Source organism: Variovorax sp. 54, assembly GCF_002754375.1.
Taxonomy (GTDB): Bacteria; Pseudomonadota; Gammaproteobacteria; order Burkholderiales; family Burkholderiaceae_C; genus Variovorax.
Map to the genome: position 1 here is coordinate 1,751,536 of NZ_PEFF01000001.1, position 25,705 is coordinate 1,777,240.

At 68.0% G+C, this 25,705-nt stretch carries 27 protein-coding genes; 17 read left to right on the forward strand and 10 right to left on the reverse strand.

What is annotated here, in order from left to right:
• Positions 1 to 24 precede the first annotated feature (24 nt).
• The 6 genes from CLU95_RS07855 to fliE all read right to left on the reverse strand — a co-directional run bounded on the left by CLU95_RS07855 (position 25) and on the right by fliE (position 4,995).
• Positions 25 to 357 carry a flagellar protein FliT gene (locus tag CLU95_RS07855; RefSeq protein ID WP_257214557.1) on the reverse strand — a complete coding sequence of 111 codons (333 nt, stop codon included), beginning with the start codon at positions 355 to 357 and terminating at the stop codon, positions 25 to 27.
• A 29-nt stretch (positions 358 to 386) separates the two neighbouring features.
• Positions 387 to 806 (reverse strand): flagellar export chaperone FliS, encoded by a 420-nt coding sequence (fliS, locus tag CLU95_RS07860; protein ID WP_099791980.1) that lies wholly within the window; start codon positions 804 to 806, stop codon positions 387 to 389.
• A 14-nt stretch (positions 807 to 820) separates the two neighbouring features.
• Entirely contained in the window at positions 821 to 2,269 is a 1,449-nt protein-coding gene (fliD, locus tag CLU95_RS07865; protein ID WP_099791982.1) for a flagellar filament capping protein FliD, read from the reverse strand.
• Positions 2,270 to 2,323: 54 nt separating this feature from the next.
• On the reverse strand, positions 2,324 to 2,692 hold the full coding sequence (locus CLU95_RS07870; protein WP_099791984.1) for a flagellar protein FlaG: 369 nt from the start codon (positions 2,690 to 2,692) through the stop codon (positions 2,324 to 2,326).
• A 162-nt stretch (positions 2,693 to 2,854) separates the two neighbouring features.
• Positions 2,855 to 4,510 carry a FliC/FljB family flagellin gene (locus tag CLU95_RS07875; RefSeq protein WP_099791986.1) on the reverse strand — a complete coding sequence of 552 codons (1,656 nt, stop codon included), beginning with the start codon at positions 4,508 to 4,510 and terminating at the stop codon, positions 2,855 to 2,857.
• A 164-nt stretch (positions 4,511 to 4,674) separates the two neighbouring features.
• A complete protein-coding gene (gene fliE / locus CLU95_RS07880) occupies positions 4,675 to 4,995 on the reverse strand; it encodes a flagellar hook-basal body complex protein FliE (RefSeq protein WP_099791988.1) in 321 nt (106 codons plus the stop codon).
• 282 nt (positions 4,996 to 5,277) lie between these two features.
• Here fliE and fliF point away from each other — a divergent pair, with 282 nt between their 5' ends.
• From fliF to CLU95_RS07950, 14 genes are all read left to right on the forward strand, one after another.
• Complete coding sequence (gene fliF / locus CLU95_RS07885; RefSeq protein ID WP_099797167.1) at positions 5,278 to 6,963, forward strand: flagellar basal-body MS-ring/collar protein FliF; 1,686 nt, start codon at positions 5,278 to 5,280, stop codon at positions 6,961 to 6,963.
• The gene (gene fliG / locus CLU95_RS07890; RefSeq protein ID WP_062469343.1) at positions 6,956 to 7,957 is read left to right on the forward strand and encodes a flagellar motor switch protein FliG; all 1,002 of its coding nucleotides are present in this window, start codon (positions 6,956 to 6,958) and stop codon (positions 7,955 to 7,957) included. The genes fliF and fliG overlap by 8 nt, the downstream gene beginning before the upstream one ends.
• Entirely contained in the window at positions 7,944 to 8,705 is a 762-nt protein-coding gene (gene fliH, locus CLU95_RS07895; RefSeq protein WP_099791990.1) for a flagellar assembly protein FliH, read from the forward strand. Before fliG ends, fliH begins: the two co-directional genes overlap by 14 nt.
• A 4-nt stretch (positions 8,706 to 8,709) precedes the next feature.
• Entirely contained in the window at positions 8,710 to 10,134 is a 1,425-nt protein-coding gene (fliI, locus tag CLU95_RS07900) for a flagellar protein export ATPase FliI (protein WP_099791992.1), read from the forward strand.
• Entirely contained in the window at positions 10,131 to 10,592 is a 462-nt protein-coding gene (gene fliJ / locus CLU95_RS07905; protein ID WP_099791994.1) for a flagellar export protein FliJ, read from the forward strand. The genes fliI and fliJ overlap by 4 nt, the downstream gene beginning before the upstream one ends.
• 19 nt (positions 10,593 to 10,611) lie before the next feature.
• The gene (locus CLU95_RS07910) at positions 10,612 to 11,937 is read left to right on the forward strand and encodes a flagellar hook-length control protein FliK (protein WP_099791995.1); all 1,326 of its coding nucleotides are present in this window, start codon (positions 10,612 to 10,614) and stop codon (positions 11,935 to 11,937) included.
• 118 nt (positions 11,938 to 12,055) lie between these two features.
• Positions 12,056 to 12,571, forward strand: a complete 516-nt coding sequence (fliL, locus tag CLU95_RS07915; RefSeq protein ID WP_099791997.1) for a flagellar basal body-associated protein FliL — start codon at positions 12,056 to 12,058, stop codon at positions 12,569 to 12,571.
• Between the two features lie 30 nt (positions 12,572 to 12,601).
• Positions 12,602 to 13,603: a flagellar motor switch protein FliM gene (fliM, locus tag CLU95_RS07920; RefSeq protein ID WP_099791999.1), complete on the forward strand. Its 1,002-nt coding sequence runs from the start codon at positions 12,602 to 12,604 to the stop codon at positions 13,601 to 13,603.
• A complete protein-coding gene (fliN, locus tag CLU95_RS07925; protein WP_099792001.1) occupies positions 13,596 to 14,024 on the forward strand; it encodes a flagellar motor switch protein FliN in 429 nt (142 codons plus the stop codon). Before fliM ends, fliN begins: the two co-directional genes overlap by 8 nt.
• Positions 14,021 to 14,503: a flagellar biosynthetic protein FliO gene (fliO, locus tag CLU95_RS07930; RefSeq protein ID WP_099792003.1), complete on the forward strand. Its 483-nt coding sequence runs from the start codon at positions 14,021 to 14,023 to the stop codon at positions 14,501 to 14,503. The genes fliN and fliO overlap by 4 nt, the downstream gene beginning before the upstream one ends.
• Positions 14,504 to 14,526: 23 nt before the next feature.
• The gene (gene fliP / locus CLU95_RS07935; protein WP_373670017.1) at positions 14,527 to 15,258 is read left to right on the forward strand and encodes a flagellar type III secretion system pore protein FliP; all 732 of its coding nucleotides are present in this window, start codon (positions 14,527 to 14,529) and stop codon (positions 15,256 to 15,258) included.
• Positions 15,255 to 15,524, forward strand: a complete 270-nt coding sequence (fliQ, locus tag CLU95_RS07940) for a flagellar biosynthesis protein FliQ (protein WP_099792007.1) — start codon at positions 15,255 to 15,257, stop codon at positions 15,522 to 15,524. Before fliP ends, fliQ begins: the two co-directional genes overlap by 4 nt.
• Positions 15,521 to 16,318, forward strand: coding sequence for a flagellar biosynthetic protein FliR (fliR, locus tag CLU95_RS07945; protein ID WP_099792009.1), 798 nt, complete (start codon positions 15,521 to 15,523; stop codon positions 16,316 to 16,318). Before fliQ ends, fliR begins: the two co-directional genes overlap by 4 nt.
• 110 nt (positions 16,319 to 16,428) lie before the next feature.
• Entirely contained in the window at positions 16,429 to 17,310 is an 882-nt protein-coding gene (locus CLU95_RS07950; RefSeq protein ID WP_143605977.1) for a hypothetical protein, read from the forward strand.
• Positions 17,311 to 17,343: 33 nt separating this feature from the next.
• On the opposite strand, the gene CLU95_RS07955 is transcribed toward CLU95_RS07950, so the two are convergent.
• Together CLU95_RS07955 and CLU95_RS07960 are read right to left on the reverse strand one after the other, a co-directional pair.
• Positions 17,344 to 18,138, reverse strand: a complete 795-nt coding sequence (locus CLU95_RS07955) for a LytR/AlgR family response regulator transcription factor (protein ID WP_099792013.1) — start codon at positions 18,136 to 18,138, stop codon at positions 17,344 to 17,346.
• Positions 18,135 to 19,199 carry a sensor histidine kinase gene (locus CLU95_RS07960; RefSeq protein ID WP_257214558.1) on the reverse strand — a complete coding sequence of 355 codons (1,065 nt, stop codon included), beginning with the start codon at positions 19,197 to 19,199 and terminating at the stop codon, positions 18,135 to 18,137. Before CLU95_RS07960 ends, CLU95_RS07955 begins: the two co-directional genes overlap by 4 nt.
• A 241-nt stretch (positions 19,200 to 19,440) precedes the next feature.
• Between CLU95_RS07960 and CLU95_RS07965 the strand changes: the two genes are divergently transcribed.
• The 3 genes from CLU95_RS07965 to kdsA all read left to right on the forward strand — a co-directional run bounded on the left by CLU95_RS07965 (position 19,441) and on the right by kdsA (position 22,323).
• The gene (locus CLU95_RS07965; RefSeq protein ID WP_180288566.1) at positions 19,441 to 20,628 is read left to right on the forward strand and encodes an alpha/beta fold hydrolase; all 1,188 of its coding nucleotides are present in this window, start codon (positions 19,441 to 19,443) and stop codon (positions 20,626 to 20,628) included.
• Positions 20,629 to 20,708: 80 nt separating this feature from the next.
• A complete protein-coding gene (locus CLU95_RS07970; protein WP_099792017.1) occupies positions 20,709 to 21,365 on the forward strand; it encodes a dihydrofolate reductase family protein in 657 nt (218 codons plus the stop codon).
• Between the two features lie 106 nt (positions 21,366 to 21,471).
• Positions 21,472 to 22,323, forward strand: a complete 852-nt coding sequence (gene kdsA / locus CLU95_RS07975; RefSeq protein WP_099792019.1) for a 3-deoxy-8-phosphooctulonate synthase — start codon at positions 21,472 to 21,474, stop codon at positions 22,321 to 22,323.
• 102 nt (positions 22,324 to 22,425) lie between these two features.
• Here kdsA and flgL read toward each other — a convergent pair whose 3' ends face one another.
• Positions 22,426 to 23,637, reverse strand: coding sequence for a flagellar hook-associated protein FlgL (gene flgL / locus CLU95_RS07980; RefSeq protein ID WP_099792021.1), 1,212 nt, complete (start codon positions 23,635 to 23,637; stop codon positions 22,426 to 22,428).
• A 35-nt stretch (positions 23,638 to 23,672) separates the two neighbouring features.
• Positions 23,673 to 25,625, reverse strand: a complete 1,953-nt coding sequence (gene flgK / locus CLU95_RS07985; RefSeq protein WP_257214559.1) for a flagellar hook-associated protein FlgK — start codon at positions 25,623 to 25,625, stop codon at positions 23,673 to 23,675.
• Positions 25,626 to 25,705 lie beyond the last annotated feature (80 nt).

Consider the following 25,705-nt stretch of genomic DNA (forward strand, 5'->3'; position numbering starts at 1 on the left):
CCTGTGTCCGGTAAGTCGCGCGCGTCAGTGCGCGAGGCCGTAGGCCTTGCCCAGGTTCTTCTGGTGGTTCAGCGAATCCATGCGGCGGATCAGGTCGTCGAGCTGCGGCTTGATGAGCCCCGACAGCTCGGCCTGCTCGGTGCGGATGCGCTCGAGCAGGCACAGCACCATGTCGCGCTGCGCGGGCTCCAGCGACGCCAGCGGCTGGATCTCCTTCAGGCGCTCGACCACCACCGCGCACCGCGACTCCAGCTCGGGAAGCCGCCCCCACTCCTTGGCGCGCGCCAGCGCCAGCATCGCCGAGATGCTGGTGGCGATCTGTTCATAGCAATGCACGATTTCGCTGCGTACGGCCATCTGTTCCTGTCCCCAAGTCACGCTCTGCATCAGTTGGGAGGCCTGTCGTCGATCTCCCGCCAGGCGGAAGCCAGGTGATCGAGCAGGCGGTCGGCCTCGTCCAGCGCCTGCACGTCGTTGCGCAGGTTGGCCAGCAGCAGGCGTTGCACGACGTAGTCGTACAGCGACGAGAGGTTGCCGACGATTTGGGTGCCGGCCTCGCCGGCCGCCCCGGCGTCGAGGCTGGCCTTCAGGCCGTTGTCGACGATGTTGATCGCCTTCGAAATCGCCTGCCCCTTGGCGCCGATGTCGCCGGCCGCCATGTGCAGGCGCGCCGCACCGATGGCGGTCTTCGCGCCATCGAACAGCATGTGGATGAGCTGCAGCGGCGACGCGCTCATGGCGCGCGTCTCGATGCCGACACGTGCGTAGACGCCGGCGCCGGTGCGGGAGTGGTGAGAGCTGTACATGCGGCCTCCGGTCCTCAACCCTTGCTGGCGTTCATCGCGTCGAACTGCTGCGCGAGGTACTTCAACGTGTTGTTCATGCTGTTCATCGCCACGTCCAGCTGCACGAACTGCTTGCGGTAGCGTTCCACGGTCGCGTCGGCGCGCTCCTTCATGGCGGTGTACTGGGTGTCGAGCTGCTTGAGCGAGGTCGTCACGCCGTCGGTGGCGACCTTGAGCGCGCCCTTGCTGCCGGTGAGGTCGTCGACCAGCGCCGTGAGCTGCTTGCCGTAGCCGGCGGTGCTGCCGGTGGCGCTGGAGAAGAGCTTGGCCACGCCTTCGAGGTTGGTGTCGATCGCCTTGTCGAGCTTGTCGTTGTCGATGGCCAGCGTGCCGTCCTTCTGGAACGAGATGCCGATGGACGTGAGCACCTTCAGGTCGTTCGGGCCGCCCACCTGCGGCGCGACCAGTGCCTGACGAATGCGCGTCTGCAGGTTGCGCAAGGTCGAGTCACCCACCAGCGGCGCGGCCGTTTCGGCGTCGGTGTCGAAGGCCGTGAGCGACTTCGCGGTGCTCTGCAACGCGTTGTAGGCCTTCACGAAATCGGTGATGGCCGTCTTCACCGACGCCGTGTTGGCCTTCATCACCAGGTTGAGCTTGCCCGTCTGCACCAGCGTGAGCGTGGTGCCCTGGATGGCGTCGGTCACCGAGTTGCTCGTGCTGGTGACAGCGATGTTGTTGACGGTGAGCTTGGCGTTCTGCGCCGCGGCGGTCTGCTTCAGGTTCTGTGTGCCGGCGGGGTCGTTGCCCAGCAGGTTCTGCAGCGCGGCGTCGCCGTCCACCGAGATGCGCATGGCCGAGGTTTCGCCGGTCTGGGTGGACGTGAGCACCAGCCGGTTGGGCGTGCCGCTGCCGTCGTTCACGATGGTGGCCGACACGCCCGCGTTGGCCGCGTTGATCGCGTCGCGGATGCCGCCCAGCGTGTTGTTCGTCGCATCGATGGTGATCGGCTTGGCCGTGCGCGTCATGTCCTTGTCGAAGGTGGCGCCGGTGTACTGACCGGTCGCCGGGTCCAGCGTGCCGCCCGAGACCTTGCCGAAGTCGATGGTGATCTTGCCGCTGCCGATCGACGTGGTGGTGTTGGCCTGGCCCTTCGCGATGACCGACTGCGCCTGCGCGAGCTGCGAGATGTCGATGGCATAGGTCCCGACCGAGCGCGGGTCGGTGCCGCTCGCGGCCAGGATGCCGCTCACGCTCGGCGTGCCGGTGATGGCCTGAAACAGCGCCGGATCGCCCAGCTTCTTGGCAGCCGCCTGAATGCCGTTGAGCGCGCTTTGCAGCGTGCCGTAGGCCGAGAGCTTGCTGTTGTAGCTGGTCTGCTTGGCCTTCAGGGCCACGAGCGGCTGGTTCTCCGCGGTCTGCAGCTGGGTCAGCAAAGCGCCCAGGTCAAGGTTGGAGCCAACGCCGATGCTGCTGATCGATGCCATGTCGAGGGTGTCCTGAAAAGCGGGTGAAATGAAGAGGTCTGAAGCAGGTCGCGCTCAGGCTTGCTGACTCACCAGAAGCCCGGCCTGCTGGTCCATGACCCTGGCGATGCGAACGACCTCTTCGGTCGGAATCTGGCGAATGACTTCGCCGTTGCTGCGGTCGACCACCTTGACGATGAGCTTGTCGGTGTCGCGGTCGACCTCGAACTTCAGGCTGATCGAACGGCTTTCGAGCGACGCGTTGACGGACTTCACCGCCATCTCGATCTGCACCGGCGTCACCTCTTCGACCTCGGCCTTGCGCAGTGCGGCGGCCTCGGCGGCAGCCGTGGCCGTGGCCGCGCCGCCGGTGCGGCCGGCCAGCAGTTGCTGCAGCCAGGGGCTTTCTGTCGCGGCAGAGGCGGCGGGTACGGGCTGGGACATGGTCTGCGTTCTTCTTCTGGAGTTCGTTGTCCTGTGCGGCCTCGCCAACGACGTGGCCGCACAGGACAACGCAGGCGGTTTCGGATCGCCCCGACGGCCTGCGAGCACAAAGAAAGACACCGGGCGCCGCCCTCGTGAGGCGCGCCCGGCGGTCTTCGCGAATTAACGCAGCAGCGAGAGCACGCCTTGCGTCGTCTGGTTCGCCTGGGCCAGCACCGAGGTACCGGCTTGCTGCAGGATCTGCGCGCGCGTCATGTTCGACACTTCCACGGCGTAGTCCGAGTCTTCGATGCGCGAACGCGACGACGACAGGTTGGTGATCGTGGTGCCGAGGTTGGCGATGATCGAGTCGAAACGGTTCTGCACCGCACCCAGCGAGGAGCGCAGCTTGTCGACCTTCGACAGGGCAGCGTCCAGGGCCTTGAGCGGGTCGACCGTTGCGGTGGTGTTGCTGACCGTCTTGGTGGTCAGGGCGCCGGTCTTCGTGGCGTCTGCGTAGACGGTGTTGGCCTTGCTGTCGGTCACAACGCCGTTTTCATGCATCGTGATCGTTTCCGACGTCGCGGCGGTCAATGCGCCGCTGATGTCGACGAATTGCGCAGCAGGCGCGGTCTTGCTCTTCACATCGCCCGTGGTGATATCCACGGTGTAGGCGTCGGTGGTGCCGGCGCCGTCGATGTCGATCTCGTTGGCGGTTGCAAACGTGTTCACCAGTGCCTTGACCGTCGAAGCAGCCACGGGCTCGTTCTTGACGCTCATCGTGCCGGCGGTAGCCGTGGCGGTGAACACCGTACCGGTGCCGTTGATCTTGATCGTGTCGCCGGCAGTGGCCATCTTGCCGGTCAGCGACGTGACGGTTGCCGCGACGGCCGTACCGCCGTTGTTGGTGGCCGTCAGGTTGCCAGTCGTGTCAACGAAGAGCGCCGAGCCGTCGGCTGCCGTGATACCACCGGAGCTGTCGATCTTGACGTCCGTGGCCTTGCCGCTGAGGGAGACGGTGGCAGACAGGCTCTGGCCAGCCGGCGCCTTCAGCGAGTCCGTCAGCGCGGTGCCGGTGCGGCCCGTTTCAGCCAGCGTGTAGCTCTTCGACGAAGCGCTGTACGTGTAGGTGGAATTCGCGCCGATCTGGACCGTGCCGCCGTCCTGCATCTTGCCGAGCACGTCATTGGCCGTGGCAGCCACGGTGTTCTTCGTGTAAGCCGTGTTGCCGTTGGTGGTGGGACCCTTGGCCCAGCCGGCGACCAGCAGGTCGGCCTCGGTGGCGGCCTTGTTGGTGGCGCCCTTGCCGTTCACGTTGAAGTTGTCCAGACCCAGGGTCTTGGCGCTGATTTCCTGCAGGTCGATGTCGATGGTTTCGCCATCGTTCGCGCCCACTTGCACCGTCAACTTGCCGGCGTTGGCCGACAGGACCTTCACGCCGTTGAACTGGGTCTGCTCCGAGACGCGGTTGATTTCGTCCAGGCGCTGGCCGATTTCCGACTGGATCGAGTCCAGGTCGGTGGCCGAGTTGGTGCCGGTGGCGGCTTGCACCGACAGGTCGCGGATGCGCTGCAGGTTGTTGTTGACTTCGGTCAGTGCGCCTTCGGTCGTCTGCGCGATCGAGATGCCGTCGTTGGCGTTGCGCGAAGCTTGCGTCAGGCCCTTGATGTTGGCGGTGAAGCGGTTGGCGATGGCCTGGCCGGCTGCGTCGTCCTTGGCGCTGTTGATGCGCATGCCCGAAGACAGGCGCTCGATGGCCGTGTTCAGGGCCGATTGCGACTTGTTGAGGTTGTTCTGCGTGAGAAGAGAAAGGCTGTTCGTATTGATGACTTGCGCCATGTTCGACTCCTGATTGACAAAAGGTTGTGGACTCCGGCCATCGGCCGTAACGCTGGACCCGCTTCCACGGTGAGACTCAAGCCATCGTTGAAGGGGATATCGGCCGGTGTCCGCAAACCTTTAGGGCGACGACGAAAAAAGTTTGACGTCGCGGCCCTGCCTCGTCATGCCTGCATGCTCATGATGTCCTGGTAGGCCGACACCAACCGGTTGCGCACCTGCAGCCCGGTCTGGAACGCCACGTTGGCCTTCTGCAGGTCGACCATCACGTCGTTGAGCGCCACGCCGGGCTTGCCCAGCTCGAACGATTCGGCCTGCGCATAGGCCTGCTGCTGCGCGCCGCTGATGTTGGCGAGCGAGCGCTGCAGCTCGGCCGCAAAGCCGCCCGCGCCGGCCGGCGCAGAGGTCGCAGGCCCCATGCCGCTGGCGAGCGCGGTGGCGCGCATCTGCTGCAGGACGGATTCGATGGCATTGATGGAGGACATGGGCAAAAGTTCACTTCCAGCTGACTTGACACAGAGCACGCGAGCGCCCCAACCGGCAGGCAGCGTATCAAGGGAAGACCCCGATTCAAACGCGCAACTGAGGGCAAAACCCCCGGCTGTTCGACCGATCGAATTTGGCGGTGCCTGCTGAAAATCGTTCGCGAAACGAACAGGCCTTGGCCGAGATCGCCGGCCCCCTGGAATGACATCCCCCTACCGAATCCTCTCTCTCACCCCGGCGCCGGCCCCGTGCGGCGCGACGGCCGCAGCGAAGGCGCGCCGATGAGCACGGCCGCGCCCACGGGCGGCCTGCCGGCGGGCGGCAACGGCCTGCCTCCGATGCTGGAGCGCATGCGCGCGCAGCCGCGCCTGCCGCTGATCATCGGCGCCGCGGTGCTGGTGACGGTGCTGGCCGCAGCCCTGCTGTGGAGCCGCGGCCCTGACTACAAGGTGCTCTACACCAACGTGTCGGACCGCGACGGCGGCGCGATCATCGCGTCGCTGCAGCAGATGAACGTGCCCTACAAGTTCGCCGAGGGCGGCGGCGCGATCCTCATCGCGGGCGACAAGGTCGCGGAAACGCGCCTGAAGCTCGCGGCGCAGGGCCTGCCCAAGGCCGGCGGCGTGGGCTTCGAACTGATGGACAACCAGAAGTTCGGCACCAGCCAGTTCGCCGAGCAGGTCAACTACCAGCGCGGGCTCGAAGGCGAGTTGGCGCGCTCCATCGAATCGATCGGCAGCATCGAAGCAGCGCGCGTGCACCTGGCACTGCCCAAGCCCTCGCTGTTCGTGCGCGACCAGAAGAAGCCCTCGGCCTCGGTGGTGCTCACGCTCATGCGCGGGCGCAGCATCGACGAAGGCCAGGTGAGCGCCATCGTGCACATGGTGTCCAGCAGCGTGCCCGACCTGGACGCCAAGAACGTGACGGTGGTCGACCAGCGCGGCAACCTGCTGTCGTCGGCGCGCGGCACCAGCCAGGGGCTGGACGTGAGCCAGCTCAAGTACGCGCAGGAAATCGAGCAGGGCTACGTGCGCCGCATCGAAGCCATTCTTCAGCCGCTGGTGGGCGCAAGCAACGTGCGCGCGCAGGTCGCGGCCGAGATCGACTTCTCGGTGGTGGAGCACACCGACGAGAAGTACAAGCCCAACCAGGACCCGACGCAGGCCGCGATCCGCAGCCAGCAGTCCAGCGAATCGGCACAGCAGAACGGCGCGCCGCCCGGCGGCGTGCCGGGTGCGCTGTCGAACCAGCCGCCGGTGAACCCGACGGCGCCGATCACGGCGCCTAAGCCGCCGAACGCACCGGGCGCACCGAACACGCCCGCCGCGCCTGCCGCCGCACCGGCCGGCCCGAGCAACACGCGCAAGGACGTCACGACCAACTACGAACTCGACCGCACCATCCGCCACGTGCAGCAGGCCGCCGGCGGCGTGAAGCGCCTGTCGGTCGCCGTGGTGGTGAACCACCGCGACACGGTCGATGCCGCGGGCAAGGCCAGCGCCCATGCCCTCACGCCAGCCGAGCTGGAGCAGATCCGCAACCTCGCGAAGGAAGCCATGGGCTTCAGCACCGAGCGCGGCGATTCGCTCAACGTGGTCAACAGCGCCTTCGCCCGCGACGCCGAGGCCGGCCCCGCGCCCGAGCTGCCGTTCTGGCGCGACCGCGACAACCTTGCGCTCGGCAAGGCGCTGGTCCCCTACCTGCTCATCGGCCTGATCGCGCTGTTCGCCTGGTTCGCCGTGGTGCGTCCGCTGATGCGCCGGCACCTGGCGCCGCTGCCGCCCGCGCAACCTGCGACGCCCGTGGTCGCTGACGCCGCCGCGCCTTCCGCCGAACCCGAAGAAACACTGCAGCAGCGCGAGTCCACACGCCAGAAGGCCGACATGGACTACGCCCAGCAGACCGCCGACAAGGACCCCAAGCTCGTGGCCGCCCTGATCCAGCACTGGATGCACACCCATGACTAGCAGCGAGGCAGGAACCCGCAAGAGCGCCATCCTGCTCATGGCGCTGGGCGAAGACCGCGCCGCCGCCGCGCTGCACCTGCTGCCCACCTCCGAGGTGCAGGCGCTGGGCCTGGCCATGTCGAAGCTGAGCGCGGTGTCGCGCGACGAGCTGGCCTCGGTGCTGGCCGAGTTCCGCCAGGAGACCGAGCAACTGTCGGCGCTGCACCTGGGCTCGACGAGCTACATCCGCGCCGTGCTCAAGAAGGCACTGGGCGACGACCGCGCGAGCAACCTGCTCGAAGACATCCTGCAGCCCGACGAGCCGCACGGCGGCATCGAGCGCCTGAACGAACTCGAGGCCGGCGAGGTGGCCGAGCTCATCCGCGACGAGCACCCGCAGATCCTTGCGACGCTGCTGGTGCACCTGGACCGCATGAAGGCGTCGGAGGTGCTCGAGAAGCTGCCTGCGCGCCTGCGCCACGACGTGATCATGCGCGTGGCCACCTTCGGCGGCGTGCAGCCGTCGGCGCTGAACGAGCTGACCGAGGTGCTGACCGAAATGCTCGCGGGCCAGGGCCTGCGCCGCAGCCGCCTGGGCGGCGTGCGCACCGCGGCCGAGATCGTCAACCTGATGAGCACCACGGTGGAAGAAGAAGCCATTGCCCATGTGCGCGAGCAGGACGAGGCGCTGGCCCAGCGCATCGTCGACGAGATGTTCGTGTTCGAGAACCTGCTGGGTCTGGAAGACCGCAGCATCCAGCGCCTGCTCAAGGACATCGAGTCCGACTCGCTCATCATCGCGCTCAAGGGCGCACCCCTGGAGCTGCGCGACAAGTTCCTCAGCAACATGTCGCAGCGCGCGGCAGAAACGCTGCGCGAGGACATGGAACTGCGCGGCCCCGTGCGCGTGTCGCAGGTCGAGACCGAGCAGAAGGCCATCCTGCAGGTCGCCCGCCGTCTGGCGGACGCCGGCGAGATCGTGATCGCAGCGCCTGGCACCGATGACTTCGTCTGACCCCGGCGCCTTCGGTGGATCGCGCGAGCGCCTCGCCGCCATCCACGCCGCCGCGCGCCAGGCCGGCGCCGGCACGCCCGCGCTCTCGGCCTGGGAGCGCTGGGAGATGGGCACGCTCGATGGCAAGGCCGCCGCACCGTCCGCCGCGCGGCAGGCGGCGCAGCGCATCGCACCGCCGCCTGCACCGCCTGCGCCCAAAGTCGACCTCGCCGAGCTGGCCCGCATCCGCAAGGAAGCGCGCGCCGCCGGCGAAGCCGAGGGCCGCGCCGCCGGGCTGGCCGAAGGCCGCCAGGTCGGTCACACCGAAGGCTTGGCCACGGGCCTCGCCGCCGCCAGCGTGCACGCCGAACGCCTGCGCGCGCTGGCCCGCTCGTTGCCCGAAGCCTTGCGCGGCGCCGAAGCCGAACTGGCCGAGACCGTGCTGGCGCTCGCACTCGACGTGGCGCGCCAGGTGGTGCACCGCACCTACCAGGCCGAACCTGAATGGGTGCTGCCGCTGGTGCGCGATCTGCTGCACGCCGAACCCGTGCTGCGCGGCGAACCGCGCCTGCTGCTGCACCCCGACGACATCGCGCTGGTGAAGAACAGCCTGGGCAGCGAGATCGAGGCGGCCGGCTGGCAACTGCGCGCCGACGACAGCCTGGCGCGCGGCGGCTGCCGCGTGCAGTCGGCCACGGGCGAGCTGGACGCCAGCCTGGCCACGCGCTGGGAGCGCGTGGGCGCGGCGCTGCGTGGTGACGCCCCCTGAGCCGATGCAGGCCGCCGCCGCCAACCCTCATCTGAACAGCGTGCGCGCCGCGTTGGAGCAGGCGCGCGCCGACGTCGCCCGCTGCACGACCACGACCGCCTCGGGGCGCCTCACGCGCGCCGTCGGCCTCGTGCTCGAAGCCGTGGGCCTGCAGCTGCCCGTGGGCAGCGACTGCCTCATCGAACTGCCGCCCGGTCATCCGCAACGCCACGCGGAAGCGGAAGTCGTCGGCTTCGCAGGCGACCGTCTTTTCCTCATGTCGCAGACCGAAGTGGCGGGCCTGCTGCCCGGCGCGCGCGTGTTCGCACGGCCGAGCCTGCGCGAACCGGGCGCGACCGGTGACGCCCACACCAAGCGCCTGCCCGTCGGCGAAGGCATGCTCGGCCGCGTGGTCGATGCGGCCGGTCGCCCGCTCGACGGCCTGGGCCCGCTCGACGTGGCGCGCCAGGTGCCGCTCGCGGCGCCGCCGATCAACCCGCTGTCGCGCGCGGCCATCGACTCGGTGCTCGACGTGGGCGTACGCGCCATCAACGCGATGCTCACCGTCGGCCGCGGCCAGCGCATGGGCCTGTTTGCTGGCTCGGGCGTGGGCAAGAGCGTGCTGCTGGGCATGATGGCCCGCTACACCAGTGCCGAAGTGATCGTGGTCGGCCTCATCGGCGAACGCGGGCGCGAGGTGAAAGACTTCATCGAGAACACGCTGGGCGAGGAAGGCCTGGCCCGCGCTGTGGTGGTGGCCGCACCGGCCGACAACTCGCCGCTGCTGCGCCTGCAGGGTGCGGCCTATGCCACCTGCCTGGCCGAGTACTTTCGCGACCAGGGCAAGGACGTGCTGCTCATCATGGATTCGCTCACGCGCTATGCGATGGCGCAGCGCGAGATCGCACTGGCCGTGGGCGAGCCGCCCGCCACCAAGGGCTACCCGCCTTCGGTGTTCGCGCGGCTGCCCGCCTTGGTCGAACGCGCCGGCAACGGCGCGCGCGACGCGCAGGGGCGCGGCGGCTCGATCACGGCCTTCTACACCGTGCTGTCCGAAGGCGACGACCAGCAGGACCCGATCGCCGATTCGGCGCGCGCAATCCTCGACGGCCACATCGTGCTCTCCCGCACGCTGGCCGAGGCGGGGCACTACCCGGCCATCGACATCGAGGCGTCGATCAGCCGCGCGATGACGTCGCTGATTCCGCCCACGCAGTTCGACACCGTGCGCCGCTTCAAGCAGATGCTGTCGCGCTACCAGCGCAACCGCGACCTGATCAGCGTGGGCGCCTACGCGCCCGGGCACGACCTGCAGCTGGACCAGGCGATCGCGATGTACCCGCGCATCGAGGCCTTTTTGCAACAGTCGATGCACGAGCGCACGGGCTACGAGGAGGCCATCGCCCACATGGACAGCCTGTTCACCACCCCATCTCACGGACGCCCATGAGCAGCAGCAGCAAGCTCCCCCTCGGCATGCTCATCGACCTGGCGCAGAGCCAGACCGACGACGCCGCGCGCCGACTGGGCGCATTGCAAAGCGCGCACCTGAGTGCGCAGCAGAAGCTCGATCTGCTGCTGCAATACCGCCAGGACTACCACGCGCAGCTCGACGCGCTGATGCGCGGCGGCCTGCCGTCGTCGCAGTGGCGCAACTACCGCAACTTTCTCGGCACGCTCGACCACGCGATCGCGCAGCAGCGCGCCATCGCCGAGCGGGCCGGGCACCAGCTCGACCGCGGCCGCACCGACTGGCAACGCGAGAAGCGCCGCCTCAGCTCGTTCGACACGCTGGCCGATCGCGTGCGCGCGCAGGAGCTGATGGCGCAGGCCAAGCGCGAACAACGCGACAGCGACGAACGCGCCGCCCGCCAGTTCTTCGACCGCGCCTCGCACCCCACCCACTGAATCTTCGCCAGGAACCGACATGCCTCCCACGATCCCGCCGTCCGTCACGCCTGCAGCTACTTCGCCGGTGGCGCAGGCCGGCGCACGTGGCCGCAGCAGCGCCGACGAGACGCAGGGCCGCGCGTTCGGTGCGGCGCTCGAACGTTCGCGCGCGAGCCAGGCCGAGAAGACGCCGGATGCCGAGACTGCGGTTGCGGAGGCCAAGCCGGCGCGCAAGACGGAGCTTGCGGAAGAGATGCGGGATGCGCAGCCTGCCGAACCGGATCTCGCTTTTCTTGCTGCGGCTGTCACGCCGCAACAGGCATTGACTCTTGCGGGACGTGCGGTCACACAGAGCAGCGGTGCGCCAGAAACTGTACTGACGACCGATGCACAAACCGCCCTGCCTGCAGGCCCGGTTCGCCTGAGCAGCGATGCCGCAGTCACGCCCGAGCCGGCCCTCGCCACTAAAGACGTCTCCGCCCCCACCGCGACCGCCGCCGCACAGAGCGCAGCGCCCGAAACCGACACCGCAGCCCCACCCTCGCTGTACGAGATCGTGCGCGCCGCCGTAGCCGCACAACCGTTGGCTGTCGACGGAAAGAAGCCGGCTGCTGCACCTGCAGGCCCGCCCGTCGGCACCGCCGCACCGGGCCGCGCAGGCGCACCGCGCACCGTGAGCACCACCACCACCGAACAACTCGCAGCCGCTGCACAAGCCCAGCCCGTTGGCGATGCGAAGCCCGCTGCGGCAGAAGCCGCACCTGTCGCCGCAGCGCCCGCCACCGCTTCAAGCGACGACGCGGCAACCTCAGCCGCTTCTTTCGCCTTTCAACAACCCACCGCCGCTTCCACCGAGCGCACGGCCGAAAGCCCCGCCGCACGCCCCCTCGTGCACACGCTCGCCCCCGAAGTCGGCAGCGAGAAATGGGCACCCGCACTCGGCCAGCAGCTCGCGCGCATGAGCCTCACCGGCACGCACACGGCCGAGCTGAATCTCAACCCCGCCGGCCTCGGCCCGCTGAAGGTCACGCTGTCGATCGGCGAGCACCAGGCGCAGGCCGCGTTCGTGTCGGCCCACGAGAGCGTGCGCAAGGCCGTCGAGGCTGCGCTGCCGCAGCTGCGCACCAGCCTGTCGGAGCAGGGCATCACGCTGGGCCAGACCTCGGTCGGCGCGGACACGCGCGCGCCGTTCGGGCAGGACGCCGCGTTCGCGCAGCAACAGCAGCAGCAACAACACCAGCGACAGGGCGCGTGGCGACCGCAAGGCGCGTCTGCCACGGCCGACATCGCACGCACGACCACGGCGGCACCTCGCCCCGTTGCCACCCCACGCACGGGCCCGGGCGTCGACACCTTCGCCTGAAACCGCCCCCGCCCGCCTCCCGCAATGAACGGATGTGAAGCGCCTTTGTGCGCTTGTTCGGCCGTTCGCTCGCGGGGGACTTCGCAAAGAATAGATCGGACCCGTCCACCGTTTCACCATGGCTACCTCTTCTCCCGCCGCCACCGCGGCTGCGTCGGTCGCGACCGACCCGCCGGCCTCGCGCCGTATCTCGAAACTGCTGATCGGATGCGTGGCCGCGCTCGGCCTGGCCGCGGCCGGCGCGGCTGCGTACGTCTTCGTGCTTCCCCGCTTCACCGACCACGCCGCCGCCGAGACGGCCAAGGCGCCGGTGCCCGAGAAGCCCATCTTCCTCATGCTGGAGCCGCTGACCGTCAACCTGCAGTCGGAAGGCCGCTCGCGCTTCCTGCAGATCGGCTTGGCGCTGAAGCTGCGCGACGAGCAGGCCAAGGCGCAGATCGTCGAGTTCATGCCCGAGCTGCGCAGCCGCCTGCTGGTGCTGCTGTCGAACCGCCCGCCCGAATCGCTGGTCACGTCGGAAGACAAGGCCCGGCTGGCCACGGAGATTCACAGCGCCCTGAACGCACCGCTGGCCGAGGGCCTGCCCGAGCTGGGCATTGCGAGCGTGTCCTTCAACTCCTTCGTCGTGCAGTGACGACGATGCCCGTTTGCGGACCCGCGATCCATGGCGTATGAACAGGTGCTCTCCCAGGACGAGGTCGACGCGCTGCTGCAGGGCGTCACCGGCGGCGACCTCGACCAGGCCGCCGCGCCGGCATTGCCGCCCGACGGTCTGCCGGCCTACGACCTCGGCGCGCCCGACCGCGTGGTGCGCAATCGCATGCACACGCTGGAGGTCATCAACGACCGCTTTGCGCGCGGCCTGCGCAGCGCGCTGCTGAACTTCATGCGCCGCAGCCCCGACATCTCGGTCGGGCCGGTGCAGATCCAGCAGTTCGGCGAGTTCGTGCGGCACCTGCCGGTGCCCGCGAACATCAACATGATCCACATGAAGCCGCTGCGCGGCACCGCGCTCTTCGTGTTCGACCCGAAGCTCGTGTTCCTCGTGGTGGACAACCTGTTCGGCAGCGACGGGCGCTACCACGTGCGCGTGGAAGGCCGCGACTTCACGCGCACCGAGCAGCGCATCATCAAGCGCCTGCTCGACCTGTCGCTGCAGTGCTACGGCGACGCGTGGCAGCCCGTGTTCCCGCTGGCCTTCGACTACGTGCGCGCCGAGATGCACGGCAAGCTCGCCAACATCGTCGCGCCCAACGAGGTGGTGATCAACACCACGCTGCAGATCGAGTTCGGCCCCATCGGCGGCTTTCTGCACGTGTGCCTGCCCTACTCGATGATCGAGCCGATCCGCGACCTGCTGTCCAACCCGATCCAGGACGAGGTCGAGGTCGACAAGCGCTGGGTCACGCAGATGTCGCGCCAGATGCAGGCCGCCGACGTCGAGCTCACCGCCGACTTCGTCACCATGCCCTCGACGCTGGGCGAAGTGATGAAGCTGCGCGTGGGCGACGTCATTCCCATCGAGCTGCCGGCGACGGTGGTCGCCAAGGTCGGCGGCGTGCCCGTGATGGCCTGCGGCTACGGCACCTCCAACGAGCGCTACGCCCTGCGCGTGCAACACATGATCTCCCACCAAGACAGCGATTCGAAGAACGACCATGACTGACAACACCTCTGCCGCCAGCGACGCGGACGACTGGGCCAGCGCACTGGCCGAGCAGACCGCGGCCAGCGCGCCCACGCCCGAGCCGGCCGTGGCGCCGGCCACCGCGCACGTCTTCCAGCAGATCCAGGACGCGCCGGCCGCATCGTCCACCACGCCCGTGGACATCGCGCGCGTGCTCGACGTGCCGGTGCAGCTCACCGCCGAGATCGGCCGCACGCGCATCACCATCAAGAACCTGCTGCAGCTGTCGCAGGGTTCGGTGGTCGAGCTCGACGGCCTGGCCGGCCAGCCGCTGGACGTGCTGATCAACGGCTACCTCATTGCGCAGGGCGAGGTCGTGGTGGTGAACGAGAAGTACGGCATCCGCCTGACCGACATCGTCACGCCCTCCGAGCGCATGCAGAAGCTCGCGCGCGCATGAACCTGGCTCGGGTGTCTTCGCTGCTCGCGCGGGCAACCGCGCTGCTCGCACTGGGCGTGCATGCGGCCCATGCCGCGCTGCCCACCGTGCCCACGCCGGTGCGCGAAGCCGCACCGCCGTCGGCAGTCGGCGGCGCCGGCCTGCTGCAGGCGGGCTTCGGCATGGCGGCGGTCGTCGGCCTGATCTTCCTGTGCGCGTGGCTGGCGCGGCGCTTCGGCCTGCAGCGGCTGGGCGGCGGCCAGGTGGTGAAGGTGGTGTCCACCGCCATGGTCGGCCCACGCGAGCGCGTGGTCGTGGTGGAAGTGGCCGGCCAGTGGCTGGTGCTCGGCGTCACCGGCAGCCAGGTCAACACGCTGCACACGCTGCCGGCGCAAGCAACGCCTTCAGTTGCAACGCCCATGTCTCCACAGAATCCGGTGGGCCTGTTCGCCCAGAAGCTGCGCGACTCCCTTGCCGGCAAAGCGCGCACCACGCCATGACGCGCCCCGCCCTGCACCGCGGCCTGCGCACCGCCCTGCTGCTGCTCGCCGCCACGCTGCCCGCCGCCGCGTGGACGCAAGGGCTGCCCGGCCTCACCAGCACACCCGGCCCCGGCGGCAGCCAGACCTGGTCGCTGAGCGTGCAGACGCTGGTGCTGCTGACCTCGCTCACCTTCCTGCCCGCGCTGCTGCTGTCGATGACCAGCTTCACGCGCATCCTCATCGTGCTGGGCCTGCTGCGCACCGCCATCGGCACGCAGACCTCGCCGCCCAACCAGATCCTGGTGGGGCTGTCGCTGTTCCTCACCTTCTTCGTGATGTCGCCGGTGTTCGACAAGGCCTACACCGAGGCCTACGTGCCGTTCTCGGAAAGCAAGCTCGGCGCCGAGAAAGCGCTGGAGCGCGGCATTGCGCCCTTCAAGACCTTCATGCTCAAGCAGACCCGCGAGACCGACCTGGCGCTGTTCGCGCGGCTCGCCAAGGCGCCCGAAATGCAGGGGCCCGAAGACGTGCCGCTGCGCATCCTGCTGCCGGCCTTCGTCATCAGCGAGCTGAAGACCGCGTTCCAGATCGGCTTCACCATCTTCATTCCCTTTCTCATCATCGACCTCGTGGTGGCGAGCGTGCTGATGTCGATGGGCATGATGATGGTGCCGCCTGCATCGATCGCGCTGCCTTTCAAGCTGATGCTGTTCGTGCTGGCCGACGGCTGGCAGCTGCTCATCGGCGCGCTCTCGCAGAGCTTTTATTTATGACGCCCGAAGCCGTCATGACCATGGGCCACCGGGCCATGGAAATTTCGCTGCTGCTGGGCGCGCCGCTCTTGCTGGTGGCACTGGTGATCGGCCTGGTGGTCAGCATCTTCCAGGCGGCCACGCAGATCAACGAGGCCACGCTGTCCTTCATTCCCAAGCTGCTCGCCGTGTTCGCGACGCTGGTCATCGCCGGGCCGTGGATGCTCGACCGCATGCTCGACTACATGCGCGCCCTGTTCGCCAGCATCCCGCAGATGCTGGCGTGACGCCCTCGGTTTTCTCCGTCACCTCGGGCCAGCTCGAGGCCTGGCTGGTGGCCTTCCTCTGGCCTTTTGTGCGCATGCTGGCCATGATTTCCACGGCGCCGGTGTTCGGCGAGCCGTGGGCGACGCGGCAGCTGAAGGTCGGCATCGCCGCCGTGCTGACGCTGGTGATCTCGCCCACGATCGGACCGCTGCCCGCAGTGCCCGTGGTGTCGGCAGGCGGCCTCTGGATTGTTGTGCAGCAGGTGCTGATCGGCGCCGCCATGGGCTTCTCGATGCGGCTCGTGTTCACCGCCGTGCTGGCCGCGGGCGAGTACATCGGCCTGCAGATGGGTTTGTCGTTCGCGTCTTTCTTCGACCCCATGAGCCACGGCAGCACGATGGTGGTGTCGCGGCTGCTGAACATGCTGGCGATGCTGATCTTCATGGCGCTCGATGGCCACCTTCTCATGCTGGAAGCGCTGGCCGCGAGCTTCCACACGCTGCCCATCGCCGACGCGCCGCTGGCGGCCGGCGGCTGGTTGTTCCTGGTGCTGGCGGCCGGCGACATCTTCGCGAGCGGCCTGCTGCTGGCGCTGCCGCTGATCACCGCACTGCTCACGCTCAACCTCGCCATGGGCATCCTGAACCGCGCCTCGCCGCAGTTCAGCATCTTCGCAGTGGGATTTCCGCTGACACTGCTGGCGGGGCTGGTGATGCTGCAGTTGCTGATGCCGCACCTGGCGGCGTTTCTGGAGCCGCGGTTTGCGGAATCGCTGGCGAACATGCTGCGGTTCACGCAGGGGCTTCGGCCCTGAGGGGTGGACATCTGCTTGCGGCCGTTCAGCGGTTTTGAAGAACAGCAGGGTCACTTGATGAAAAGCCACTCCCCCTGAGATCATTCCGGTCGCAACACGGAAGGTCGCGCATGTCACACCCTGTTTACCTGTCCAGCTCCTCCCTGCCCCGGATGCCGGAAGGCAGCCGCAACGAATGGCGCAGCTTCTTCGGCCATGGCGCCGAGTTGGAGGCCAACGCGTTCTTCCCGATGTTCTGGCGCGCACTCTTCAGCACCAGCGACATCCGGCATGCGCGCTTCATCGACGAATACGACATTCATGATGAAGCCTCGGCCGTCGACCGGGAGGAGTGCCTGGCGGATTTCGGCGCCGACGCGACCTATCCCTACCTCGTCATTGACAAGGCCGTGGCGGTTGCGCGGCTGGCGACACGGCGTGAAGCGATCCTCGGCACCGTCGGGGAACGCTACCGCCCGATCTACGCGTCCTTTGAAGCACTGATTGCGCAGCACTTCGGGGACTACCTCCTGCTGCGCACTTCCGGCCTGCCGGACGCCGCCGACGCCGAGCCATGGCTGCGCGCCGATCTGGAGGACATCGACGGTCTCCACAACGGCAAGGCGCTCGAGAGCCTGATGTCGGATCTTGCAAGGCACGATGCGGACCCGGTCTGGACCTTGAGCGGCATCGCGTCGTCCAGCGATGGCGCCTGGCCCACGCTGGCGTTGCGAGAACACTTCCCCGACCCGCGACAACGGAAGGCCCGCAGACCGCCGACAACAACACAGCAGATCGACGAACACGATCGCGCGATCGCGGAACCCAAGGCGCAAGCTTCCAAGAGCTGGCTCGACCCCGCCCTGGAATGGCTGGGCGCCTTCGTGGCTGCGGGTGCGGCCTTGGGCGCCTACTACTTCACTCAATCCACCTGGCTGGCCGTGCTGGCATTCTTGTGCGTCGCAGTGGCATTGGGCTTCGGCATCGCGAGGTTGCGCGCCCCGAGACGATGACCCCGGCCCTGGCCATCCACGAGCCCGCTGCCGCTACATCGCGCGGAACAGGTGCCCGAACGCACGGCTGACCTTGAGCGGTCGCTGCAGGCCCCGCACGGACAGGCTGTAGCGCCCGTTCTCGTCACGCGTGGCGCTCTCGATGCAGTGGGTGTTGACGAGCACGCCGCGATGCACCTGCGTGAAGTCGGCGGCGTCGATGCGCGACACCAGATCGCGCAGGCTCATGCGCACCAACGCCTCGCCCTGGGCCGTGACGACGTTGACGTACTTCTCGGCGGTTTCCAGACAGATCACCTCCGAGACCGGAATCATCCGCACGGTGTTGCCGACGCCGGCGCGGATGACCTTGATCTTTTCAGGCGCGTCGGCCGGGTCGGTGATCGACTGCACGCGCTGCATCAGGGCCGCCATGCCACCGGCCGCCGGTGTCCGCGCGCGCTCGTGCAACCTTTGCTTCAGACGCTGCACGCAGACCTGCAAGCGTTCGAGCGTCGCCGGCTTGAGCATGTAGTCCATCGCCGCATGCTCGAACGCCGAGATCGCGAAATTGTCGTATGCGGTGATGAACACGAAGAGCGGCTCGGCCTGATCGTCGGGCCACTCGTCCGCGACGGCCTCGGCGACTTCCAGGCCGGTCTTGCCCGGCATCTTGATGTCCAGGAACATCACATCGGGCGCCAGGGTCTGGGCCAGCTCGATCGCCTTCAGGCCGTCTTCGGCGACGCCCGCGATGTTCAGTTCGGGCCAGGCTTCGAACAGCAGCCGCTGCAGCGTTCTCGACAGCACCGGTTCGTCTTCGGCAATCACGGCACGCCACGCGTTCACGAGGGAATCCTCACGACGGCGCGAACGCCGCACGGCGATCGCGCTTGCAAAGTCAGGGACGCGCGCACGCCATAGAGGGCCTGGAGGCGGTCACGCACGTTCTTCAGTCCGGAGCCGCAGACCTCGCCGGCCTGGTCATCACTCGAAGCGAGATGGTGCGGCGACAAGCCCAGGCCGGAATCGTCCACCGCGACCTCGATGCCCCCCTCGATCGACCGCGCCAGCACATCGATGCGTCCTGCGCCCAACTTCGGCTCCAGGCCGTGTCGGATGGCGTTCTCGACCAGCGGCTGCAACAGCATCGGCGGGACGGCGATTCGCGCCAGTTCGGCGGGCAAGTCGAGCCGGTAGGCCAGCCTGGGCCCCATGCGCAGGGACATGATGTCGAGGTACGCCCGCAGCTGGGCGAACTCCGACTGCAGCGTCGTCACTTCGTCGCGTGACGCGGCATGCGTGCTGCGCAGGTAGACGATCAGCTGGTCGATCATGCGCTCGGCCTGTGGCGGGTCTTCGCTGACGAGCGAGCGCAGGTTCGCCAGCGTGTTGAACAGCATGTGGGGTTCGAGTTGCGCGCGCAGCAGCCGCAGTTCCGATTCGGTGGCGAGGCGCTGGGCATCGGATCGCGCGACCGCCTCCTTGGCAAGCTGGTCACGCGTCGCGGCAACGTAGAGGACGAACACGGCCAGCACCAGGCCGAATGCGAACGCCACCATGTAGTCGCTTTCATGGCCCACGACGCGGCCGATCGGTTCGCCCAGGATCAGGAGCGCGACCAGGTGCCCCCCGAAGTACCCTGCCGGGATGGCGATCGCGCCGGTCAGCAGCCAACGGGGCAGCGCCTGCATTCGCCGCAGCCGTCTGGTGCGGCCCAGCAGCGCGACGCACGCGATGAACACCATGCCGACGCATTCGATAAAAACGAACAGGCGCGCCGGCGTCCCGAGCGCAGGCGCGGCCCAGAAGAGCAGCCCCGTCGCGATCGCGCACAGCAGGAACGCGCCGGCCGTCAGCCGCGCTGCGCCCATCCAGCGGGCGGGAAGGGAGGAGTCAACGCGGATCACAGGTGGCAGTCGGCTGCATGCATCGCGGCACTGTAGAGGTTGGCGCGCCATGCGGCTACCGATCAAGGGCCCGTGGGGGCGAGTTTGTCCTCGAACCGTCGTTTGGGTGGACCGAACGGCGACCGCTCGGTGCCGCTTCACGACCGTTGGCACCCTCCGCCGGGCGTTTGGGCGCCAAACCAGATGCGTGCCTGGCAGCGGCGGCCGACAGTGCGGGCCTCACCACTCGGGAGTAGTCCCCATGCAACGATCTTCTTTTTCTCTTTCGAACGCGCTGCTTTGCGCCGCGGCCACCGTCTGTGCAGCCCTCGTCACGACGAACGCACAGGCCTTCGACGGCATCGTGGAAAAGCAGGTGTTCACCCTGCCCGCCTACACGACCGTGAACGGCCAGGCCATCAAGGGCGTGCGCATCGGCTATGAAACCTATGGCCGTCTGAATGCGGCGCGAGACAACGTGATCCTCATCAATCACTTCATCACCGGCACCTCGCACGCCGCCGGTCGGTATGCCGCGAGCGACGCCGCGCCGGGTTACTGGGACACGATCATCGGCGCCGGCCTGCCGATCGACACCGACCGGTTCTTCGTCATCGCAACCGACGCGTTGAGCAACCCCAATCGCGCATCGGCCACCGTCATCAGCACCGGCCCCGCCAGCATCGACGCCGCCACCGGCAAACCGTATGGCCCGCGCTTCCCGGTGCTGGCGGCGCGGGACACGGTGGAGGTGCAGAAGGCCCTGCTCGATTCGTTGGGTATTCGAACCCTCTACGCCGTGGCGGGTGCGTCGGCCGGCGCCTGGATGTCGGTGGAATGGGCCTCGGCCTACCCGGAGCGCGTGCAGCGCCTGGTGTCCATCGTGGGCCCTGGCGTCGACAGCCCGGCCTATGCCATCGCCAAGATGAGCTCGTGGGGCGCGGCCGTGAAGCTGGACCCGAACTGGGCCAACGGCGACTACCACGGCAAGGCCGAACCGCTGGCGGGCATGACGCAGGCCATGCGACTGGTCACGCTCGACGCGCTCAGCTTCGCCTGGGCCGACAAGGCCTTCGGCCAGAAGTGGGCCGACCCGGGAAAAAACCCCGGCGAGGCGGCTGCAAATCAGTTTGCGGTCGATGCCACCCTCGAGAAGATCGGCGAAGCGCGTGCCAAGGGCATGGACGCCAACAGCTGGCTGTACACGCTGAAGGCCTTGCAGCTGCCCAGCGCCAAACCAGACCGCATCAAGGCCAAGTCGCTGTTCGTGGGCATCAGCTCGGATCAGATCTTTCCGCCGCTCTTGTCGAAACGCGCCGTGGAGATCCTCAAGGCGCAAGGCACGCCGGCAGAGTATGTCGAGATGAACAGCCCCAATGGCCATGCCGATGCGCTGGGTGCCACCATCGGCCAGGCCGGGCCGGCGATTGCGTCGCTCCTGGCGAAGTAGGCACGCGGGAGGGGCTGCGCCCCCCTGCGGCGGGCGCGCCCGGCGCTAAACTGCTTCTCCGTTTTTCAGGAGACCACGCCATGACCCGATTGCTCGTGCGCAGCTTCAGCGTTTCGCTCGATGGCTTTGCCGCCGGCCCGGACCAGAGCCTGGCGCACCCGCTGGGCGTTCGCGGCCCGGAACTCATGGACTGGTTCTTTCCCACGCGCGTCTGGCAGCAGATGCAAGGCACGGGCGAGGCCAACGGCGAGACCGGCATCGACAACGAGATCGCCGAACAAGGCTTCGTCGACATCGGGGCCTGGATCCTCGGTCGCAACATGTTCGGCCCGGTGCGCGGCCCCTGGCCCGATGACAGCTGGAAAGGCTGGTGGGGCGACGAGCCCCCCTATCACGTGCCGGTCTTCGTGCTGACCCACCATGCCCGCCCGCCCCTGACGATGCAGGGCGGCACCACCTTCCACTTCGTCACCGGCGGCATCCAGGATGCGCTGGCGCAGGCAAAAGCGGCCGCGGGTGCGCGCGACGTGCGCGTGGGCGGCGGCGCGGCGACCGTGCGCGCGTATCTGAAGGCCGGGCTCATCGACGAACTTCACCTGGCCGTGCGGCCGATGCTTCTGGGCAAGGGCGAGGCACTGTTCGCAGGCCTGGATCTGCCGGCGCTGGGCTACCGCTGCGAGCGGCAGGTCGCAGGCGAGCGCGCCACGCACATGTTCCTGCGCCGCAACGGGGCCTGACGTCAGGGAGGCGGCCCTTGCTCGCTCAATCGATCGATCCATCAACGGCTTCTGGCCAGATGCCGAACCGCGAGAATGCAGCCAACACCGTCCAGAGGAGCTCGCCTTGACCACCGTCACCATCACCCCCTCCATCCACGTCAGCAACACCAACGGCTTTGTCCTGTTCGGCGGCGTGAACGTCCTCGAGTCGAAGGACATGGCCCTGCGTGCTGCAGAAGAATATGTCCGCGTCACGCAAAAGCTCGGCATCCCCTACGTCTTCAAGGCCAGTTTCGACAAGGCGAATCGCTCGTCGATCCACTCCTACCGGGGCCCCGGCATGGAAGAGGGCCTGAAGATCTTCGAGGCCGTCAAGGCGGCGTTCGGCGTGCCCGTTCTTACCGACGTGCACGAGCCGTGGCAGGCGGCGCCCGTGGCCGAAGTGGTCGACGTTCTGCAGCTGCCCGCGTTCCTCGCGCGTCAGACCGACCTGGTCGTTGCGCTGGCCAAGACAGGCAAGGTCATCAACGTCAAGAAGCCCCAGTTCCTGAGCCCGACGCAGGTGCTCAACATCGTCGAAAAGATCAGGGAGGCAGGCACGTCCCCCGTCATCCTGTGCGACCGTGGCACCTGCTTCGGCTACGACAACCTGGTGGTGGACATGCTCGGCTTCGGCACCATGAAGAAAGTCACCGGGAACCTGCCCGTCATCTTCGACGTGACCCATGCGCTGCAGCAACGCGAGGCGAACGCCGTCGCTTCTGGCGGGCGACGCGAGCAAGTGGTCGAACTGGCGCGCGCAGGCCTGGCGGTGGGCCTGGCGGGCCTCTTTCTTGAAGCACACCCTGACCCGGCGCAGGCCAAGTGCGACGGTCCCAGCGCCCTGCCGCTGGACCAGCTGGAGCCCTTCCTCACGCAGCTGAAGGCGCTGGACGACCTGGTGAAGTCGTTCGCGCCCTTGCACATCCGCGCCTGAAAAAGACGCCGCGCCCGGCGCGCCCGCAGGGGCCAGCCGATCCGCGCGTTCTGCCGAACATCGCGATGGTCGGCTTCGTTGCTCAAGCAGCCGGCCGCACCCTCACAGGTAGTTGAACAACGAAATGCTGTTCAGCCGCGCAAACGTCATCTGCGTCGCCTGCAACGACGACTGCCGCTGGTAGAAATCAGAAATCGCGGTGTACGGATCGAGGTCCTCGATCGACGACAGGTAGCTTTCTTCCTGCAGCTTGTTCATCGCACCGGCGCTGTCGAGCGCCTGCAGCTCGACCTGGCGCGCGCCCACCGACGACAGCACCGTGAGCACGTTGTCGTGCGCGTTCGTGACCTTCACGTTGGCGGTGCTCAAGGCGTTGCGCAGCTGCGCCTGGGCCGCGGCGCCGCCGCCGTTCAGCGGTGCGCGCAACGCGCTCACCAGCTCGCCCAGGGCCGCGAAGATGTCGGTGCCGGCGTTCTTCGCGGTCGACACGTCGAAGCTGTCGCCATTGGCCGGCGAGCCGCTGATGGCAATCTGCACGCCGCCAAACGAGATCGGGGTGCCGGCGGTGAACGGGCCGCTCGCCGCCACCACGGGCGGCGTGTCCTTGGTCATCACCGTGTAGTCGGTGCCGGTGAAGCGGATGGTGAAGTCCTTGCCGTAATTCGGTGCGGTGGCGTCGGTGGTGCTCACCGCGCCGAACACGCCGGAGCCGGTGTTGGCAGGTGCGCCTGAAGCCACGTAGCCCGCGCCGCCCTGCACTGTCTGAAAGATGCTGCGGCCGTCGTCCGAAGTCGACATCTGGCGCGCCACGTCGATCTGCATCAGCCGCTCGCCCTGGTCGCCCACGTACTGCACGCCGCCGCCGGCGGCCATCACGAAGGGCGGGCTGCCGCTCTTGAAGCCGGCGAACAGGTACTGGCCGTTGCCGTTGTCGCTGTTGGCCACGCCCACGAGCTGCTCCAGACTGCTCTGGATGGCCGTGGCCAGCGAGCCGCGGTCGGCGTCCGACAGGCCGCCGCCGCCGGCCTGCACGACCAGCGTCTTCACGTGCTGCAGGATCGACGTCACCGAGTCGAGCGCGTTCTCTTCGGTCGACAGCGCCAGCGCCGCGCGTTGGCGGCTGGTGGTGAACTGGGCGCCCTCCGCCAGCGTCTGGCTCACGCCGAGCGCGCGCGCCGCGGCCACCGGGTCGTCGCCGGCCGACAAGAACTTGGAGTTGGTCGCCAGCTGCTGCTGGACCCTGAACAGCTTCTGCTGCTGCAGACCCATCGACTGCAGGCTCTGTTCGAAGAAGGATTGGGTGCTGATGCGCATCGCGGGTCCTGGAATCTGTGTGAAAGGTAGAAGGTTCAGCTGCTGATGCCGAGGATGGCGTCGAACATCGCCGAGGCGGTCTGGATCACCTTGGCGTTGGCCTGGTACATCTGCTGGAACATCAGCAGGTTGCCGGTTTCCTCGTCCTGCACAACGCCGGAAATCGCACGCTGGCTGGCCTTGATCTGGCCGGTCACGCTGTCCTGCGTGACGGCGGCCACCTTGATCGACATGGCGCGGTTGCCGACGTCGCTCACCAGCTGCGAGTAGGCGCCGTTGAAGGTCGCGGTGCCGTTCGACATCGTGGTCTTGCGCTGCAGTGCGCCCAGCAGCAGCGCATTTCCGCCGTCGGAGACACCGCCGGTGTTCTTGCCGAGGGTGAAGGTGTCGCCCTGCGCGGGCGCGCCCGTCATGCTCACGGTGATGCCGTCGAAGCGCATCTTCGCGCCCGCCGTGTAGGGCACGGGCGTGCCGGCCGGATAGCTGGTGGCGGTGCCGTCGGCCCGCGTGACAGTCACGGCCGAGCCGGCCGGAAAGCCCGACAGCGTGCCGGTGCCCGCGTTGAAGCTCAGCGTGACGTTGCCGGCCAGCGGCGAGCCCGGGTAGGCAGCATCGACCGTGGCCGCGCCCAGCGCGCCGCTGCCCTTGTTGCCCGCGGTGTTGCCGGTGACCACGGGCGACGCGGCGGCCACCTTGGCCGGATCGCGCACCAGCACGTCGAGGTCGCGCGCGCCGGTGCGCGTGGGCTGCACCAGGAACGAGTCGCCGGCCTGCGCCGTGCCACTCGCGGCCGTGAGGCTCACGCCGTCGAAGCTGATCGGGAAGGTGGTGAAACTGCCCATCGACGTCTTATCCGAAAGCCGTGTGACCGTGTAGGTGAGCGTGCCCGCCACGTCGGTGACGCTGACGTTGTAGTCGCTGGTCGTGAGCTTCGACGCATCGGTCAGCGTGGCGCCGAACTCGAGGTTGCCGGTGTTGCCCGCGTTGGCGATCGTGCCCGGCACGGCCTGCGAGAAGAAGTTCTGGCCCAGCACGCCGTTCAGGTCCACGCCCAGCTTGTGCTGCGCGTTCACCGCGTCGGCCACCGACATGGCGAGCCGGCCGACGGCGTTCTGCGTGGGGATCAGCGTGTCCTTGCGGAAGGCCATGAGGCCGCCGAGCACGCCGCCGGTGAAGGCGCTGTCGTCGAGCTCGACGGTGTTGCCGGCAAAGCCCGACAGCGCCACCACCTGGCGCGTCGGGTCCGACGACGACGCCACCGCCGCCATCTTCGAGGCATGGTCGCCCACCACCAGCGACTGGCCGGTGGCGATGAACACGTTGTACTTGCCGTTGTCCTGCTGCAGCACGCGCACGTCGACCACCTGGCTCAGCTCGCTCACGAGCTGGTCGCGCTGGTCGAGCAGGTCGTTCGGCGCCTGGCCGCCGGCCACCGCGCTCATCTGGCTGATCTGCTGGTTCAGGCTGGCGATCTTGGCGGCGTAGGTGTTGATCTGGCTCACGCTGCCCCCGATCTGCTCGTTGACCGAGGTGTTCAGGTCCGACAGGTACTGGTCCGTCGCACGGAACTTGCTGGCCAGCGACTGCGCCGCGCTGATCATCTGCTGGCGCGCCGCCGGGTCGGCCGGCGTGTTGGCCACGCCCTGCACGCTGGTGAAGAAGCTCTGCATCAGCGGCGCGATGCCCGAGGTCTTGTCGGCCAGCAGCGTGTCGATGCGGTTGACCTGCACGCCGTTGGTGGCGAGCGCGGCCGACTGCGACTGCGCGGCGGCCAGCTGCGCCGTGAGGTAGCGGTCGTAGCTGCGCGACACGGTCGTCACGTTGGCGCCCGAGCCGATGAAGCCCGAGCCGCTGGCAATGCCGCCGGCCGTGGCGATCTGGGCGATCTGGCGGCTGTAGCCGGCCGTGTACACGTTGGCGGTGTTGTGGGCCGTGGTCATCAACGCGGTGCGGGCGACCGCGAGGCCGCTCAGACCTGTGTAGAACATGCTTCCGGACATAAGGCTTTACCTGTCAAAGGGGTGTGTGGGAGCGGCATCGCGCGCGATGCCTCTCGGTGGTTATCGGC